Below are 15,905 nucleotides of genomic sequence, written 5' to 3'. Positions count from 1 at the left end.
GGGAACTGCGCAAAACCGACGACGACCCGCACCCGACAGACGGCCTGCACACGCCCCAAGGGGCGCGGGGAACTGCGCGAAAACCGACGACGACCCGCACCCGACAGACGACCCGCACCGCATCGAAGGGGCGCGGGGAACTGCGCGACAAGCCACCACGGCCCCGCACCCGCCGGAGGCACCCGCACCGCATCAAAAGGGGCGCGGGGAACTGCGCGACCGCCCGAAGGCCCGGTCCACAGCCCCCCGCCCAGCTCGGGCCGAGCTAGGCCACGTCCCCCGCCGCCGCAAGCTCCGCAAGCCGCACCAGCGTACGCACCGCCGACCCCGTACCACCCTTCGGCGTGTACCCGAACGGCCCGCCCTCGTTGAACGCAGGCCCGGCGATGTCGAGGTGCGCCCAGGTGATGCCGTCGCCGATGAACTCCTTCAGGAACAGGCCGGCGACCAGCCCGCCCCCCATCCGCTCACCCATGTTCGCGATGTCGGCGGTCGGCGAGTCCATGCCCTTGCGCAGATGGTCCGGCAGCGGCATCGGCCACGCCGGCTCACCGACCTCCTCGGCCGCCTCGTGCACCGCGGTGCGGAACGAGTCGTCGTTCGCCATGATCCCGAAGGTGCGGCTGCCCAGCGCCAGCACCATCGCGCCGGTCAGGGTCGCCACATCCACGATCGCGTCCGGCTTCTCCTGCGAGGCGGCCCACAGCGCGTCCGCCAGCACCAGCCGGCCCTCCGCGTCCGTGTTGAGCACCTCGACGGTCTTGCCGCTGTACATGCGCAGCACATCACCCGGACGGGTGGCGCTGCCCGACGGCATGTTCTCGGCGAGCGCGAGCCAGCCGGTGACGTTGACCTCGAGGCCGAGCCGCGCGGCGGCCACGACCGCGGCGAACACCGCGGCGGCACCGCTCATGTCGCACTTCATCGTCTCGTTGTGACCGGCCGGCTTGAGGGAGATGCCGCCCGAGTCGTAGGTGATGCCCTTGCCGACGAGAGCGAGGTGCTTCTTCGCCGCGGGGTTGGTGTACGACAGCTTCACCAGGCGCGGGGCCGCGGCAGAGCCGGCGCCGACGCCGAGGATGCCGCCGTAGCCGCCCTTGGCCAGCGCCTTCTCGTCGAGCACCTGCGCCTTGATGCCGTGCTCCTTGGCCGCGGCCTGGGCGATGGCCGCGAACGCCTGCGGAGTGAGGTCGTTGGGCGGGGTGTTGACCAGGTCGCGGGCGCGGTTCAGCTCCTCGGAGACGGCGGTGGCGCGCGCCAGGGCCGCCTTGTGCTCCTTGTCGCGGGGCTTGCCGCCGAGCAGCGCGGCCTCGGCGAGCGGCGCCTTGCCGTTGCCCGCCTTGCCGTTGCCGGCGCCGTCCTTGTAGGTGTCGAAGGAGTAGGCGCCCAGCAGCACGCCCTCGGCGATCGCGGAGACGGCGGCGGCGTCGGCGAGGGGCAGCGCGAAGGCGGCCTTCTTGGCGCCGTTCAGCCCGCGGGCGGCGACGCCGGCGGCCTTCCGCAGCGCCTCGGTGCCGTGGGCGGCGCCCTTCGCGGGCTCTTCGCCGAGGCCCACCGCCACCACGAGCGGCGCCTTGAAGCCGGCCGGCGCGGGCAGCTTCGTCAGCTCGCCCTCGGCGCCGGTGGCACCGAGGGTCTCCAGGACGCCGGCGAGCTTGTCGTCGTACGCCTTGTCCACGGCTTCGGCGCCCGGTGCGACGACGGGGCCCTTGGCGCCCTTTGCGACGCCGACGACGATCGCGTCGGCCCGCAGGCCGGGCGCCGCGGCGGTGCTGAGAGTCAGAGCAGTCACGGTGGTGAAATCTCGCTTCCGATGTGAAGTTGCTGTGGCCGAATGGGTGGGTCGACCGGGCCCGGGGACCGACCCTGGAACTGGCCTGGGGGCGCGTCGCGACCGGGGCCTTCGCCCTGTCGGCGAGCACCCGGGACGAGCCTACGCGTGTGTGTGCGCCTGCTCATTCCCCTGGTCGTTCACCTGTGGGTGACGTCATGGCCATGTGCCGCCCCTGCGCTTCGGTGACCTGAGCCACACACGCCGGTACCCGACGGGCACCCCTACTACCCGTCCGCCGAATTCTCACCGATCACCCCCACACACTCCACAAGGGGGTCCCCATATTCCTGTACACGCCACACACAGCCCCCCAAGCACGCCGTCCGCCGAGTTCAGTCGGCGCCCCGAAGGGGGCGCGGGGAACGGCGCGCCAAGCCACGACGGCGCCGCAGCGAAAGGACGAGCCCGCGGCGCTCGTGGGTCCGCCGGTTTGGGTCGGCGCCCCGAAGGGGGCGCGGGGAACGGCGCGCCAAGCCACGACGGCGCCGCAGCCGAGTACGGCGCCGCAGCGGAACGACGAGCACGCCGCACACGTCGGTCGGCCGAGTTCGCGGCGACCGAGTCACGGCCCCTGCAGCGGAGCGCCAAGCGTCAGCACCACCAGCCCCACCGTCGCCGCCGTCTCCGCGACCGCGCCGAACACGTCTCCGGTGACCCCGCCGAAGCGGCGCACGCAGTGCCGCAGCAGGAGTTCGGCGACTCCGACGGCGACGACCACTCCGAGCGCGGCGCGGACACCGTCGTACGCCCCGAGGGCAGCCCCGCCGGCCGCCACCGCCGCCACCACCGCGACCCCGGCCGCGACCGCGCCGCCGACCGGCACCACCCCCGCGACCGCCGCGCCCAGCCCCTCCGGCCGGGCGGCCGGCACCCCCGCGCGGGCGGCGGCGGTGAGCGCGAGCCGGGCGGCGGTCGCCGAGACCACGGCGGCGAACGCACCCCGGGCCCATGAGTCGCCGTACGCCTGTGCCAGGGCGGCCAGTTGGGCCGGCACCGCGAGCAGCAGGGTGACCACGCCGAACGGCCCGATGTCCGACTGTTTCATGATCCGCAGCGCGTCCTCGGCGGGCTTGCCGCTGCCCAGCCCGTCCGCGGTGTCGGCGAGGCCGTCCAGATGCAGACCGCGGGTGAGTACGGCGGGTACGGCGACCGAGGCGACCGCGGCGAGCGGCGGCGCCGCGCCCAGCAGGAGCAGCAGCAGCCCGGCCCCGGCCGCGCAGCCGCCCACGACCAGCCCGACCAGCGGGGCGCTCAGCATGCCGAGCCGGGCCGCGGCCCGGTCCCAGCGGCGCACGGCGACGGGCAGCACGGTGAGGGTGCCGAAGGCGAAGCGGAGCCCGTCCGGGAGCGAGGCGGGGGAGGCGGGCGAGGTCGTGGACACCGGCGCAGGGTACCCGGCGGGCCCGGGGCCACCGCCGGGCGCCCGTCGCCCGGCCGCCGGAGGCTGTCGCGCGCCCCCTGTGCTGATGCGCCGTCAGGGATAATGTGCGCACATGGGACATTGGCTGGACCGGAACATCATCGAGCCCGGCAAGCTCCCGCTGCTCCTCGCCCTCGCCGCGTTCGTCCTGACCTTCCTGGTCACCCGGTCCATCACCCGGCTGATCCGGGCGGGCAAGGGCCCCTTCCGCAACGTCAGCGCGGGCGGGCTGCACATCCACCATGCCGTCCCCGGTGTCGTGCTCACCGTGATCGGCGGCTTCGGCGCGGTGGCCGGCGGCCGGCACGGGCTCGGCGCGTCCGTCTCCGCCGTGGTCTTCGGCATCGGCGCGGGCCTCGTCCTCGACGAGTTCGCGCTGATCCTGCACCTCGACGACGTCTACTGGACCGAGGAGGGCCGCAAGAGCGTCGAGGCCGTCGTCCTGACCGCCGCGCTCGTCGGCCTGCTCCTCGCGGGCTTCGCGCCGTTCGGCGTCAACGACCTTTCCGCGCAGGAACTCCAGGGCCGCGGCGCGGCCCTCACGAGCGTCGCCGTGAACTTCCTGTTCTCCCTGGTTTCCCTCAGCAAGGGCAAGACCCGCACCGCCCTGTACGGCGTCGTCGTCCCGCTGATCGCCCTCGTCGGCGCGGTTCGCCTGGCCCGGCCGGGCTCGCCGTGGGCCAGGCGCTTCTACCGGTGCCGGCCACGGGCCCGGGCACGGTCGCTGGTGCGCGCCTACCGTCATGACCGCCGCTGGTCCGGCCCCGGCCGGGCCGTCCAGAACTGGATCGCCGGCGCGCCCGACCGCTCCGCGGGGGGCCGGTGACGGCCCCTGCCGGGGGATTGGGCCGTTTTTCTTCCGCGGCTTCGTTGTGGTTGCTCGCGCAGTTCCCCGCGCCCCTTCGGGGCGCGTCCCTAGCCGGACCCCTGGCCGCTCTCCGTTCGGCGGTGGCTGTAGTGGCGGAGGAGGGTCAGCAGCGTGCACAGGGCGGTGACGCCGGCCAGGGCCGCGATGTGTTCCTTGCCGGCGAGGTTGTCCTTGACCAGTACCTCGATCACCATGGCGAGCACCACCGCGCCGCCGGTCGCATACGCGCCGTACCGCCAGCTCAGATACACCGCGAGGCCCACCACGGCCGCCGAAGGACCGGTGTCCACGACCTGCGCGTCCGAGGCCGGCAGGCCGAGCGGCGTGTGCGGTCCGAGTGCGATGCCCACGCGCGCGTACCAGGTCCCGGCGAGCGTGGCGACGTACGCGACGGTCAGCGTGCGCCACCAGCCGAGGCAGATCTCCGCGATGCCGAACACGAACAGGATCTGCGCCAGCGCACCCCACACCGGCAGGTCCAGCGCCGGGACGAACAGCGAGAGCGGGGTGCGCAGCAGGGCGAGCCACAGCGGGTCCCGGGCCCGTACGGCGCCCACGTCCTGTACGAACTGGAAGCCCCACGACTGGTTCTGCACGACCTGGAGCACCGCGGTCAGGCACACCGCGGTGAGCGTCATCGGGATCGCCCGCAGGCCGCGCTTGAGCAGCGGCTCGCGCACCGTGACGTACAGCAGTCCCCACTCGGCGCGGGCCCAGCGGGCGACCCTGCTCATCCGGCGGACCTCATCGGCGGGTGTCCAGGTGTCCGCGGCGCGGCCACCCGGGCAGTACCGGCGCCTCGAGGAACCCCTCCGCACGTGCCGACGCCAGACCGATGCGCGGCAGGTCGGCGCTCTTCTCGAAGAGCAGGAACCGGGGCTCCCAGATGGGCCGGTACTTGGCGTTGGCACGGTACAGGGACTCGATCTGCCACCACCGCGAGAAGAAGCTGAGCAGGGAGCGCCACAGCCGCAGCACCGGACCCGCGCCGAGCCGCGCGCCGCGTTCGAAGACGGACCGGAACATCGCGAAGTTGAGGGAGACCTGGCTGATCCCGATCTCCCCGGCCCGGCGCAGCAGTTCGATGACCATGAACTCCACCAGCCCGTTGTCGGCGTCCCTGTCCCGCCGCATGAGGTCCAGCGAGAGGCCGTGCGGCCCCCAGGGCACGAACGACAGCAGCGCCTTCAACTCGCCGCCGGCATCGGTGCATTCGAGCATCACACAGCGCCCGTCGGCCGGGTCCCCGAGCCGTCCGAGCGCCATGCTGAACCCGCGTTCGGTGGGCCCGTCCCGCCAGTCGTCCGCGCGCTGCACCAGATACGCCATCTCGTCGGCCGGGATCTCCTCGTGCCGTCGCACGCGCACCGCGTACCCGGCCCGCCCGACCCGGTTGTGGGCCTGCCGGACCGTGCGCATCGCCCGGCCCTCCAGCGTGAAGTCGGCCACCTCCACGATCGCCTCGTCGCCGAGTTCCAGGGCGTCCAGGCCGTGTCGTGCGTACACGGTCCCCGCCTCCTCGCCTGCGCCCATCACGGCCGGGATCCAACCGTGCGCCCGGGCCTGGGCCAGCCACGGCACGATCGCCCCGGGCCATGCCTCCGGATCGCCGAGCGGGTCCCCGGAGGCCAGCGACACCCCGCCCACGACCCGGTACGCCACCGCCGCCTTCCCGGTCGGCGACCACACCACGCTCTTCTCCCGGCGCAGCGCGAAGTAGCCGAGCGAGTCCCGTTCGCCGTACCCGTCGAGCAGCACCCGCAGCCGCTTCTCGTCGTCCACGGTGAGCGGGTCGACGGCGCGACGGGAGCGGAAGGCGGCGTAGAACACGGCCAGGACGAGGGCGGTGCTCAGCACGTTGATCACGACGTTGACCCAGTTGGGGGTCGAGATCCCCGGGAAGTACGACTCGTCGGCGGCGACCGAGACCAGCCGCAGCGTGCCGTAGTGCCAGCGCTCCGGGAACGTCGAACGTCCCGCGTCCGGCGCCCCGTTGGTGACCGTCACGAGCAGCGCCGCCAGCAGCGAGGCGGCGAGCCCGCCGCCGATGGCGACGCCGGCGGCGAGCCGGGGGTTGGACCGGTCGCCCTTGGCGTAGAACTCGCGGCGTCCGACGAGCAGTGCGGCGACGAACCCGGCGGTCAGTACGAGGGAGATCCAGTTCTGCGCGTACTGCCGGATCTCCGGGAAGGTCATGGCGAACGCGAACAGGGCGAGGAACGCTCCGCTGAGCACCAGGTTGAGGATCCACGCGGCGCGTTTGCGGCGCCGCATGGTGATCGCCAGGAAGGCGGTGAACAGGCCCGAGGCGAAGCCCGCCGTCAGCAGGTACGGCGTGAAGTAGTTCTCCTGGTTGTGGCGGCGCACATCCTGCCCGAGGGAGACCCACACCCCGCTGAGGAAGTTGACGAAGGCGACGGCCCGCAGGTACCAGACGGCGAAGGCGGCGGCCCGCGCCGAGGCCGTGCCGCCCGGCCGCTCCCGGTCACCCGACGGCCCCGGGCCGGCGTCCTGTTCCACGGCAATTCGGGCATCTCCCATGAGGAAGGATCATATGTCCGAGCCCCCGACAAACCCCTCACACCCGCCCACACCCCCCCACTCCCGCACCCCTCCGCCCACCGCACCGGGCCCGGCCGCCCCACCTCGCCTCCGGGGGCCACGCGATCTCACCGCGGCCGACGCCCCGGAGACCACGCACGCGTCAACGCCAGGGGCCGACGGCCGGGCCTGTAGGTGTCCGGGTGCTGTCGAGGGTCACTCCTGTGTCGGGGCGTGCTGCTCGGGCCCGTCCTCGTCGGGGTTCTGCGGCTCGTCCGCCGGCTTCTCGGGGAGTTCCGCGGCCAGCGCCGCCGCCGCCTGGACCAGGGGCAGGGCCAGCAGCGCCCCGGCTCCCTCGCCGACCGTGACCCCCTGCTTCAGCAGCGGCTCCAGTGCCATCCGGTCCAGTGCCTTCGCCTGCCCCGGCTCCCCGCTGTCGTGCCCGGCCAGCCACCAGTCCGGCGCCCGGAAGGCGATCCGCTGCCCGACCAGCGCGCACGCGGCCGCCACGACCCCGTCCAGGATCACCGGCAGCTTCCGCACCGCGCACTGCAACAGGAACCCGGTCATCGCCGCGAGATCGGCCCCGCCGACGGTCGCCAGCAGCTGCAACTGGTCCCCGAGCACCGGCCGCGCACGCCGCAGCGCATCCCGGATCGCGGCGCACTTGCGCATCCAGGCGAGGTCGTCGATGGGCAGGCCGCCCCGGCCGGTCACCACGGACGCGTCGGTCCCGCACAGCGCGGCGACGAGCACGGCCGCCGCGGTGGTCCCGCCCACGCTCACATCGCCGAGGACCACCACGTCCGTACCGGAGTCGGCCTCCTCGTCGGCCGCCGCGATCCCCGCGCGGAACGCGGCCTCGGCCTCCTCAAGGGTCAGCGCGTCCTCGATGTCGATCCGGCCGCTGCCGCGCCGCACCCGGTGCCGTACGACGTCCTTCGGGAAGTCGTCCGGCGCGCAGTCCAGCGCCATGTCCACGACCCGCACCGGCACCCCGAGCCGCCGGGCGAGCACCGACACCGGGCTGCCGCCCTCCAGGACCGCGCGCACCAGTTCCCCGGCGCTGCCCGCGGGGCGCGCGGAGACCCCGAGCCCGGCGACTCCGTGGTCGCCGGCGAAGAGAACGACCCGCGGCCGTTCGACCGGCCGTACCGGTACGGCGCCCTGCGCGGCGGACAGCCACTCACCCAGGTCGTCGAGGCGCCCCAGGGACCCGGGGGGCACGACCAGATGTTCCCGGCGGGCCTCTGCGTCACGGCGCACACCGCCGTCCGGGCGCTCGATCAGATCCGTGAAGTCGTCGAGATTCAGCGAGCTCATTCGCCGAACAGTACCGGCACCGAACGAACGGTTCCGCGTCGGTTCCGCGCCACGTCGGCACCGCATTCGCGCAGCGTCTTTGCGCGCAAGATCGCTATCCCATACGTTCCGTTTTGCAGCGGATTGTCGTACAGGGAGGCGCGCATGCGACCGGAGCCGTCCAACCAACCCGAGCCACCCACCCCGACGGCGACCCCGGCGACGCCGGAAGAACCGGCGACCCCGACGGAACCGGCGACGCCGGAAGAGCCGGCAGAACCAGCGAAACCGGCAGCTTCCGCAACACCGGCGGAACCGCCCACCAGGACCGAGCCTCACGCGCAAGCCGAGCCCTCCGCGCGAACCGAGTCCGCTGCCCCCTCGGCCAAGTCCCCCTCGCCTCCGCCGGAGCCCGCCGCCCCTCCGCTGGAGTCCGCTGCCCATCCGGCGGAGGCTTCCGTGGTTCCTGTGCCTCGTGGTGCCGCGCCCTTTCATGATCCGCGGCGGCCGGACTGTCCCTGGTGCGGCTCGCGGCGTCTGCGTACCCGGCTGCGCGCGCCCGATCTGCGCCACCGCGCGCCGGGCGTCTTCGTCGTCGAGGAGTGTCACGACTGCGCCCACGTCTTCCAGAACCCGCGTCTGACCCCGCAGGGACTTGCCTTCCACCAGCGGGAGTTCGACGACGCGCACGTGCAGCCGCTCGTGGACCGCGTGCGCTCGGCCCGCCGCCACCGCGCCTCGGCCCAGGCGCTGCTCCGCTGCCCCGGCTTCCCCGAACCGGAGAGCTGGCTGGACGTCGGCACCGGCCACGCCCGCTTTCCGGAAGCCGCCCGCGATCTGTTCCCCTACACGGCGTTCGACGGCCTCGACAGCACCCCGCGGGTGCTCCGGGCCCGCGCGGCGGGCCGGATCGAGGAGGCGTACGTCGGCCGGCTGGCCGATCCGCACCTCATCGATCGTCTGCGCGCCCGCTACGACGTGGTCAGCATGTTCCACCACCTGGAGCACGCGCCCGATCCGCGCGACGAACTCCGTGCCGCCCTGACCGTCCTGCGCCCCGGCGGCCACCTCGTCCTCGACGTCCCGGACCCGGCCAGCGCGTTCGCCGCCCTGCTCGGCAAGTGGTGGCTCCCGCACGGCCAGCCCCGCCACGCCCACCTGGTGCCGCTGGACAACCTCCGTACGGAACTCCAGGCCCGGGGCTGCACGATCGTCGCGACCGACCGCCGCGCCGCGCACACCCCCTACGACCTGTCCGCCGCCCTGACCCTCGCCCTCGCCCACATCCTGCCCGGACGCCTGCTCCGGGCGACCGCCCCGCTGGTGGCCGCGGCGACCGCCCTGGACCGCGGCCTGGCCCCGCTGCTGCGCCGCACCCGCTTCTCGAACGCGTACCGCGTCATCGCCCGCAAGGAGACCGGCTGACGAGGCGCCGGCCGGCGCACCTGAGCCACACACCCGGGCCGCGCAGCCGGTCTCAGCCGCGCAGCACCAGCGCCTGGCCGGCCACCACCAGCAGCACCTGCTCGCACTCGCCCGCGAACGCCGCGTTCAACCGGCCCAGTTCGTCCCGGTAGCGGCGCCCGGACGCCGTCGCGGGCACGATCCCGGACCCCACCTCGTTGGACACGGCGACGAGCGTGCGCCGCGTGGCCCGCACCGCCGCCGTCAACTCCCGTACCCGCTCCCGCAGGGCCCGCTCACCGCCGGACGCCCACTCGGCGTCGTCCCACGCCCCGACCGCGTCCATCGCGTCGGTCAGCCACAGCGACAGGCAGTCGATCAGCAGCGGCGGTCCGTCCTTCGCGAGCAGCGGCACCAGATCGCAGGTCTCCGCCGTGCGCCAGGACCCGGGGCGGCGCTCCCGGTGCGCCGCCACCCGGGCGGCCCACTCGGTGTCCCCGTTGCGGGAGCCGCCCGTGGCCACGTACAGCACATCCGGGAAGGACTCCAGCCGCCGCTCGGCCTCCACCGACTTCCCGGAGCGCGCCCCGCCGAGAACCAGCGTCCGGCGCGGCACGTCCGGCCCGGCCGGCCGCCCCGCCGATGCCGCCGACGCGTCCTTGGGTCCCCCCACCGTCAGCGTCGTCCCGTCCGGCACCGCGCGGGCGCCCGCCGCGGCCAGCCGCCGACGCGCCTCGGCGCCCGGCGGCACGTCGTGGTCCAGGTGCACCGCGACCACGTCCGTCGTCGGCCCGGCCGCGCCCACCGCGCGCAGCCTGGCCAGCGCGTCCGGCCGCCCCACGACGTCCAGGAGCACCAGGTCGTACGCCGCCGCGGACTCCGCGCCCCGCGCGAGGCCCGCAGGCGCACTGCCCGGCGGCAGATACAGCAGCCGCTGCCCGCCCGGTCCGGTCACCGCGTACCCGGTGCCGCCCGCGTCCATCGCCAGCGCCCGCACCCGATGCCCCGTCAGCAGCGTCAACTCCCGTCCGTCCGGCACCCGTACGGGCTGCGGCAGCCCGGCCGGCACCTCCACCGCGGGCCCGTCGTGCGGATGCGACAGCAGGACCTGCCGTACGCCGCTCAGCGCATGCCCCGCCCGCGCCGCGGCCCATGCCACGCCCGGTGTCAGGTCGAGCAGCAGCACGCCGTCCACGAGCACCGCGGTGGCCGCCCGCGCGTCGCCGCCGAGCGCCGTCGCACACGCCGCGCAGGGACAGTCGGGGCGGGGCAGCCCCGCCGGGGCTCCGGTACCGAGCACAGTCACGTTCACGGACCGATTTTCACCTGTCGCCGCAGCGCTCGCGCATCCGCTTAAGCAGGTCCGGTGAAGTCCGCTGCGCCCCGAAGGGGCGCGGGGAACTGCGCGACCAGCCACGACGATGCCGCAGCCGACCGACGCCATATCGCGGCATTCCCAGCGGAGCGCCTAGGCTGCGGGCAGGAGCCGGACCAGGATCCGGCTCCCGCTCTGCTCTGCATGTGCTGACATCAGGAGGCGTACATGGCGGCATGGACGTGGCGGTTCGAGAAGGCCGACGGGACGGAGGTCCAGCCGGCGGTGCAGCCCGAGGAGTTCACCACACAGGGTGACGCCGAGTCCTGGATCGGCGAGCACTGGAAGGACCTGCTCGCGGGCGGTGCCGACCAGGTGTGGCTGTTCGAGGACGGCACGGAGATCTACGGGCCGATGAGCCTGCACGCCGCCGACGCGTAACCGGCCCCGGCCGGGGGTGGCCGCCCGCGCGGCCACCTCGCACGCACCGCCCGCCCGGCGCGATCACCGCCCGCTCACTCCGCCCGGCGCCACGGCCGCCGCCTCTTCGCGGCTCGCTCGGTGGCACGTTCACCGCCTGCTCACGGCTCGCTCGGTGTCAGGGGCTGCCGTCCGGTCACTCCGCTTGGTGTCATGGTCGTCGTCCGGTCACTGCTCGCCCAGTGTCACGTTCACCGTCTGCTCGGTGCCGTCGCGGGTGAACGTCACCGTCGTCCGCTGCCCCGGCCGGTTCGCCGCCAGCGCCTCGGACAGCGACGTGATCGTGGTGATGACGGTGCCGCCGACCCGGGTGATGACGTCCCCCGGCCGGATACCCGCCTTGTCGGCGGCGCCCCCGCCGGTCACGTCGACCACCGCGACCCCGGCCGGCTGGAAGGAGTCGTCCACGACGTCCCGCGCGGTGATGCCGAGCGCCGCCCGCCCCGAGTCGGTGACCCGCCCCTGCTTGACGATCTGGTCGGCGACCGTCTTCACCATCGACGCCGGGATGGCGAACCCGATGCCGGGCGCCGCGCTGCCCCCGAGGGCGGGGTCGGCGGCGGCGAGCGTCGGAATGCCGATGACCTGCCCGTCGAGGTTGACCAGCGCGCCCCCGCTGTTGCCCGGGTTGATCGCCGCCGACGTCTGCACCATGTTCGCGATGGTGGCCCCCGTGCCGCCGCCCGAGCCGCCCTCGCTGACGGTCCGTCCGGTCGCCGACACGATGCCCTGCGTCACGCTGGACGACAGCCCGAGCGGCGAGCCCATGGCGAGCACGATCTGCCCGACCTCCACCTTGTCGGAGTCCCCGAACCGCGCCGCCCTCAGCCCCTCGGGTACCTGGTCCAGCTTGACGACCGCGAGGTCCTGCTCCGGGTACGAGTAGACGAGCCGGGCGGTCAGCGGTGTCTCGCTGTTGGCGATGGTCACCCGGAAGGTCTTCTCGGTGCCCACCACGTGCGCGTTGGTGACGATGTGCCCGTTGTCGTCGTACACCACCCCCGAGCCCAGGTCCCGGCTGCCCCGGATCTGTACCACCGACGGCAGTACGTCCTTGATCACCCGCTGGTAGTCGCTCTGCAGGCTGTTGCCGCTCAGCGGGACCGCGGCCGGCGCGGTGGTCGCGGCCCGTTCGGCCCGTGGATCGGAGTCGGTGCAGCCGGTGACGAGCACGGCGGAACATGCGAGCGCGGCGAGGTGGGCGACGGCCCGCGAGGCAGGGGTACGACGGGAAGCGTCCATGGCCTGAGTCTCGCCGGGGCCCAAAGCGGGGGTCCTGCGGAGCGCGGCCGATCGGGGGGTGCGGGGTCGTATGTGCGTGTGCGGGTGGGTTGTGGCTGGTCGCGCAGTTCCCCGCGCCCCTGGGTGGGTTGGTCCGCGGGTGTGTTTGCGGAGTGCCGTGGATTGTGGGGTGGCGTCGTGGGGGTGCGGGTGGTGTGGGCGTGTGCGGGTGGGTTGTGGCTGGTCGCGCAGTTCCCCGCGCCCCTGGGTGGGTTGGTCCTGGGGCGTGATTGTGGGGTGCTGTCAGCCTCTTACGCCGCATAGGTGTAGGAGGGCTGCCACTCCGCGGTACGGGTCTGTTCGGCCGGCTCGTTCCTCGGCTGCGAGCTGCTGCGGGGGGACCGGACCCGGGTTCGGCTCCGTGTCCGTTGCCGTGTCGGTGAAGACCCCGACCCCGTACCAGGCGTGCAGCGGCGCCCCGATCCCGGCCAGCGTCGCCGTCAGCGCGGTCAGCCGGTCGGCCCGTACCTCCGGGCCCGGCCGGTCCGCGGGCCCCGGGTCCCCGTCCCCGCGGGACGACGGCCGGGGCACGGCGTCGAACGCGGCGAGCGCCGCCGCCCAGTCCCCGGCGAGCCCCGGCCGCATCGCCGGCGCGTCCCCGTTGCGTACCACCAGCGACAGCAGACCGCCCGGTGCGAGCATCCGGGCAAGCCCCGCGAGCAGCGGGTCCGGCTCCTCGACATGCATCAGCACCTCGTGGCACAGCACCACGTCGAAGCTGCCCGGCAGGAAGTGCACCCCCGTGTCCCGGCCGTCCCCCTGCACGATCCGCAGCCGCTCCCGGATCCCCTCGGGCTCCGCGGTCAGCGCCCTGCGGGCCGTCGAGATCAGCGCCGGTTCCTGCTCGACACCGGTCACCTGATGACCGGCCCGGGCCAGCCGCAGCGCACGCGCGCCCCGCCCCATCCCCACGTCGAGCACCCGCAGCCGCTGCCCGACGGGGAACCGCCCGACTATCTGCTCGTCGAGCTGGCGGGCCACCAGCTCCTGCCGTACGACAGCACGCGGCCCGACCGAGCCCGGCCGGGCCTGCACCGCGTCCTCAGGGAAAGAAGCTGCGCTCAGGGCCGCTCTCCACGCTTGACCTGGGGCTTGGGCAGCCGCAGCCGGCGCATCTGCAGGGAGCGCATCAGCGCGTAGGCGACGGCACCCCGGCGGTTCTGGTCGGGGAAGCGCTCGCCGAGCCGCTTGCGCAGCCGGAAGCCGCTGAGGAGCGAGTCCAGCACGATCAGCACGATCACGACCAGCCACAGCAGCAGCGCGATGCTCTGCAGCGCGGGCACCCGCACCACGCTCAGCACCAGGATCACCACGGCCAGTGGCAGGAAGAACTCCGCGATGTTGAAGCGCGAGTCCACCCAGTCCCGTGCGAACTTGCGGACCGGGCCCTTGTCCCGGGCCGGCAGATAGCGCTCGTCGCCGCCGGCCAGCGCCTGACGCTGCCGCTCCAACTGGGCACGGCGCTCGCCGCGCTGCCGCTTGGCGGCGTCCTTGCGCGTCATCGAAGTATTGGCGACGCTGCGGCGCTGGGACTGCGCCTCACTCCGTTTCGGGGTGGGGCGGCCCTTGGGGGCCTGCGGGTCGCGGGGCTGCTTGGAGTCGGTCACCGTCGCCTTGGCGGCGGACGGGGCCTTCTCTTCCTTGGCACGGCTACGGAACACGAAACCCAAGGGTACGGGGTGGTGAGGAGTGCACCCCAGCCAGGCGGGGAACGATCCGGCAACACCAGTCGTCTGTAAGGGGACAGAGGGGACGTTGCGCACGGTTCATCCGGCGGTCACCCGGGAGGCCACCAGGGGGGCCACCTACTCCCTACGCCGGACCGGGAGCGTACGCAGTCGTCCTTGGGGATGAGCGCATCCGTCCCCGAACAGTGCGGTAATGGAGGCAGGGCCCGTACTGTGGGTTCTGTCGCAGATCTGGAGCTGGAGTCCGTCAGAAGGGGGCGCGCGAAGCCCATGAGCGGTGTCATGAAGCGTATGGGGATGATCTTCCGCGCGAAGGCGAACAAGGCCCTTGACCGGGCCGAGGACCCGCGCGAAACCCTCGATTACTCGTACCAGAAGCAGCTGGAACTGCTCCAGAAGGTCCGCCGTGGCGTCGCCGACGTGGCGACCTCGCGCAAGCGGCTGGAACTCCAGCTGAACCAGTTGCAGCAGCAGTCCTCCAAGCTGGAGGACCAGGGCCGCAAGGCGCTCGCGCTGGGCCGTGAGGACCTGGCCCGCGAGGCGCTGTCCCGTCGCGCGGCGCTCCAGCAGCAGGTGACGGACCTTGAGACGCAGCACGCGACGCTCCAGGGCGAGGAGGAGAAGCTCACCCTGGCCGCGCAGCGCCTCCAGGCCAAGGTCGACGCCTTCCGCACCAAGAAGGAGACGATCAAGGCGACGTACACCGCGGCCCAGGCCCAGACCCGGATCGGCGAGGCGTTCACCGGCATCTCCGAGGAGATGGGCGACGTCGGCCTGGCCATCCAGCGGGCCGAGGACAAGACCGCGCAGCTCCAGGCGCGGGCCGGCGCGATCGACGAACTGCTGGCCTCGGGCGCCCTGGACGACCCGTCCGGCATGGCCAAGGACGACATCCAGGCCGAGCTGGACCGCCTCTCCGGGGGTACGGATGTGGAGCTGGAACTCCAGCGCATGAAGGCGGAGCTGGCCTCGGGCTCGCCCCAGCAGGCGATCGAGGGCGGCACGGGTCAGCAGCAGCAGTCCCAGCAGCAGCCGCAGGACACTCCGCGCTTCGACAAGCAGTAGGGAAGCAGCAGCGCCGACGGCCAGGAGGGCGAGGTGGCGGACATGATCGTACGGATCATGGGGGAGGGACAGGTGAGGCTGGCGGACGGCCACCTCGCCGAGCTGAACAAGCTGGACGACGAACTCCTGGCCGAGATGGAGAACGGCGACGGCCCCGGCTTCCGCCGCACCCTCCAGGCCCTCCTCGCCAGGGTCCACGCCCTGGGCGAACCGGTACCCGACGACTCCCTGCAACCATCCGACCTCATCCTCCCGTCCCCCGACGCCACCTTGGCCCAGGTCCAAGACCTCCTAAAATCCAACGGCCTGATCCCAGACTGACCGACACCCCCATCCCCGCGACCTCTACGGCAAGGCTCTGACCCAGCCCACCCAGGGGCGCGGGGAACTGCGCGCTCAGCCCCCACGCACCCGCACAGGCCCCCGCACCGCAACCCCGACGGCGCATGCCCCCATCCCCGTGACCACTACGGCAAGGCTCTGACCCAGCCCACCCAGGGGCGCGGGGAACTGCGCGACAAGCCCCCACGCACCCGCACCAGCCCACGCTCCCGCACCCCCACGGCGCTGAGCCCCAAACCCACCACCACTCCACCATCACACCCCAGGGCCAGCCCACCCAGGGGCGCGGGGAACTGCGCGACAAGCCCCCACGCACCCGCACCAGCCCACGCTCCCGCACCCCCACGGCGCTGAGCCCCAAACCC

The 15,905-nt window shown here is 73.5% G+C and carries 15 protein-coding genes; 5 read left to right on the top strand and 10 right to left on the bottom strand.

Annotated elements, in window-relative coordinates; translation table 11 throughout:
- Window positions 1-265: 265 nt before the first annotated feature.
- Both ACIRFL_RS14695 and ACIRFL_RS14690 read right to left on the bottom strand, forming a co-directional pair.
- Window positions 266-1,792: a leucyl aminopeptidase gene (locus tag ACIRFL_RS14695; protein ID WP_404028040.1), complete on the bottom strand. Its 1,527-nt coding sequence runs from the start codon at window positions 1,790-1,792 to the stop codon at window positions 266-268.
- A gap of 604 nt (window positions 1,793-2,396) precedes the next feature.
- Window positions 2,397-3,215, bottom strand: coding sequence for an adenosylcobinamide-GDP ribazoletransferase (locus ACIRFL_RS14690; protein WP_404028037.1), 819 nt, complete (start codon window positions 3,213-3,215; stop codon window positions 2,397-2,399).
- A gap of 112 nt (window positions 3,216-3,327) precedes the next feature.
- On the opposite strand from ACIRFL_RS14690, the gene ACIRFL_RS14685 reads away from it, so the two are divergent.
- A complete protein-coding gene (locus ACIRFL_RS14685; RefSeq protein ID WP_404028036.1) occupies window positions 3,328-4,080 on the top strand; it encodes a hypothetical protein in 753 nt (250 codons plus the stop codon).
- 89 nt (window positions 4,081-4,169) lie between these two features.
- Here ACIRFL_RS14685 and ACIRFL_RS14680 read toward each other — a convergent pair whose 3' ends face one another.
- The 4 genes from ACIRFL_RS14680 to ACIRFL_RS14665 all read right to left on the bottom strand — a co-directional run bounded on the left by ACIRFL_RS14680 (window position 4,170) and on the right by ACIRFL_RS14665 (window position 8,288).
- Window positions 4,170-4,856, bottom strand: a complete 687-nt coding sequence (locus tag ACIRFL_RS14680) for a hypothetical protein (RefSeq protein ID WP_404028033.1) — start codon at window positions 4,854-4,856, stop codon at window positions 4,170-4,172.
- Between the two features lie 10 nt (window positions 4,857-4,866).
- On the bottom strand, window positions 4,867-6,663 hold the full coding sequence (locus ACIRFL_RS14675; RefSeq protein WP_404028031.1) for a phosphatidylglycerol lysyltransferase domain-containing protein: 1,797 nt from the start codon (window positions 6,661-6,663) through the stop codon (window positions 4,867-4,869).
- 216 nt (window positions 6,664-6,879) lie between these two features.
- On the bottom strand, window positions 6,880-7,986 hold the full coding sequence (gene cobT / locus ACIRFL_RS14670) for a nicotinate-nucleotide--dimethylbenzimidazole phosphoribosyltransferase (RefSeq protein WP_404028029.1): 1,107 nt from the start codon (window positions 7,984-7,986) through the stop codon (window positions 6,880-6,882).
- A complete protein-coding gene (locus ACIRFL_RS14665; protein ID WP_404028027.1) occupies window positions 7,983-8,288 on the bottom strand; it encodes a hypothetical protein in 306 nt (101 codons plus the stop codon). Before ACIRFL_RS14665 ends, cobT begins: the two co-directional genes overlap by 4 nt.
- A 136-nt stretch (window positions 8,289-8,424) precedes the next feature.
- On the opposite strand from ACIRFL_RS14665, the gene ACIRFL_RS14660 reads away from it, so the two are divergent.
- Window positions 8,425-9,390: a class I SAM-dependent methyltransferase gene (locus ACIRFL_RS14660; protein WP_404028025.1), complete on the top strand. Its 966-nt coding sequence runs from the start codon at window positions 8,425-8,427 to the stop codon at window positions 9,388-9,390.
- A 52-nt stretch (window positions 9,391-9,442) separates the two neighbouring features.
- Here the strand turns inward: ACIRFL_RS14660 and ACIRFL_RS14655 are convergent, their stop codons facing one another.
- On the bottom strand, window positions 9,443-10,681 hold the full coding sequence (locus ACIRFL_RS14655) for a bifunctional adenosylcobinamide kinase/adenosylcobinamide-phosphate guanylyltransferase (RefSeq protein WP_404028023.1): 1,239 nt from the start codon (window positions 10,679-10,681) through the stop codon (window positions 9,443-9,445).
- Window positions 10,682-10,912: 231 nt separating this feature from the next.
- Here ACIRFL_RS14655 and ACIRFL_RS14650 point away from each other — a divergent pair, with 231 nt between their 5' ends.
- A complete protein-coding gene (locus tag ACIRFL_RS14650; RefSeq protein WP_351728400.1) occupies window positions 10,913-11,125 on the top strand; it encodes a hypothetical protein in 213 nt (70 codons plus the stop codon).
- Window positions 11,126-11,332: 207 nt separating this feature from the next.
- On the opposite strand, the gene ACIRFL_RS14645 is transcribed toward ACIRFL_RS14650, so the two are convergent.
- The 3 genes from ACIRFL_RS14645 to ACIRFL_RS14635 all read right to left on the bottom strand — a co-directional run bounded on the left by ACIRFL_RS14645 (window position 11,333) and on the right by ACIRFL_RS14635 (window position 14,145).
- The gene (locus ACIRFL_RS14645) at window positions 11,333-12,406 is read right to left on the bottom strand and encodes a S1C family serine protease (RefSeq protein ID WP_404028022.1); all 1,074 of its coding nucleotides are present in this window, start codon (window positions 12,404-12,406) and stop codon (window positions 11,333-11,335) included.
- 282 nt (window positions 12,407-12,688) lie between these two features.
- Window positions 12,689-13,426, bottom strand: a complete 738-nt coding sequence (locus ACIRFL_RS14640) for a class I SAM-dependent methyltransferase (RefSeq protein ID WP_404028329.1) — start codon at window positions 13,424-13,426, stop codon at window positions 12,689-12,691.
- A gap of 80 nt (window positions 13,427-13,506) precedes the next feature.
- Complete coding sequence (locus ACIRFL_RS14635) at window positions 13,507-14,145, bottom strand: DUF3043 domain-containing protein (protein ID WP_404028327.1); 639 nt, start codon at window positions 14,143-14,145, stop codon at window positions 13,507-13,509.
- 258 nt (window positions 14,146-14,403) lie between these two features.
- On the opposite strand from ACIRFL_RS14635, the gene ACIRFL_RS14630 reads away from it, so the two are divergent.
- Together ACIRFL_RS14630 and ACIRFL_RS14625 are read left to right on the top strand one after the other, a co-directional pair.
- Window positions 14,404-15,198: a PspA/IM30 family protein gene (locus tag ACIRFL_RS14630; protein WP_404028019.1), complete on the top strand. Its 795-nt coding sequence runs from the start codon at window positions 14,404-14,406 to the stop codon at window positions 15,196-15,198.
- Window positions 15,199-15,240: 42 nt separating this feature from the next.
- Entirely contained in the window at window positions 15,241-15,519 is a 279-nt protein-coding gene (locus ACIRFL_RS14625; protein ID WP_404028324.1) for a hypothetical protein, read from the top strand.
- Window positions 15,520-15,905: the final 386 nt, after the last annotated feature.

It is taken from the genome of Streptomyces sp. NPDC102462, from assembly GCF_044765425.1.
Classification (GTDB): domain Bacteria; phylum Actinomycetota; class Actinomycetes; order Streptomycetales; family Streptomycetaceae; genus Streptomyces.
The sequence above is the reverse complement of the archived record's forward strand: the minus strand, read 5'-3'. Positions and strand labels throughout refer to the sequence as shown.

Excerpts from the sequence above, each read along its gene's own strand:
- cobT (WP_404028029.1), bottom strand. The coding sequence starts at position 7,986 with ATGAGCTCGCTGAATCTCGACGACTTCACGGATCTGATCGAGCGCCCG.
- ACIRFL_RS14685 (WP_404028036.1), top strand. The coding sequence starts at position 3,328 with ATGGGACATTGGCTGGACCGGAACATCATCGAGCCCGGCAAGCTCCCG.
- ACIRFL_RS14630 (WP_404028019.1), top strand. The coding sequence starts at position 14,404 with ATGAGCGGTGTCATGAAGCGTATGGGGATGATCTTCCGCGCGAAGGCG.
- ACIRFL_RS14645 (WP_404028022.1), bottom strand. The coding sequence starts at position 12,406 with ATGGACGCTTCCCGTCGTACCCCTGCCTCGCGGGCCGTCGCCCACCTC.
- ACIRFL_RS14650 (WP_351728400.1), top strand. The coding sequence starts at position 10,913 with ATGGCGGCATGGACGTGGCGGTTCGAGAAGGCCGACGGGACGGAGGTC.
- ACIRFL_RS14625 (WP_404028324.1), top strand. The coding sequence starts at position 15,241 with ATGATCGTACGGATCATGGGGGAGGGACAGGTGAGGCTGGCGGACGGC.
- ACIRFL_RS14675 (WP_404028031.1), bottom strand. The coding sequence starts at position 6,663 with ATGGGAGATGCCCGAATTGCCGTGGAACAGGACGCCGGCCCGGGGCCG.
- ACIRFL_RS14680 (WP_404028033.1), bottom strand. The coding sequence starts at position 4,856 with ATGAGCAGGGTCGCCCGCTGGGCCCGCGCCGAGTGGGGACTGCTGTAC.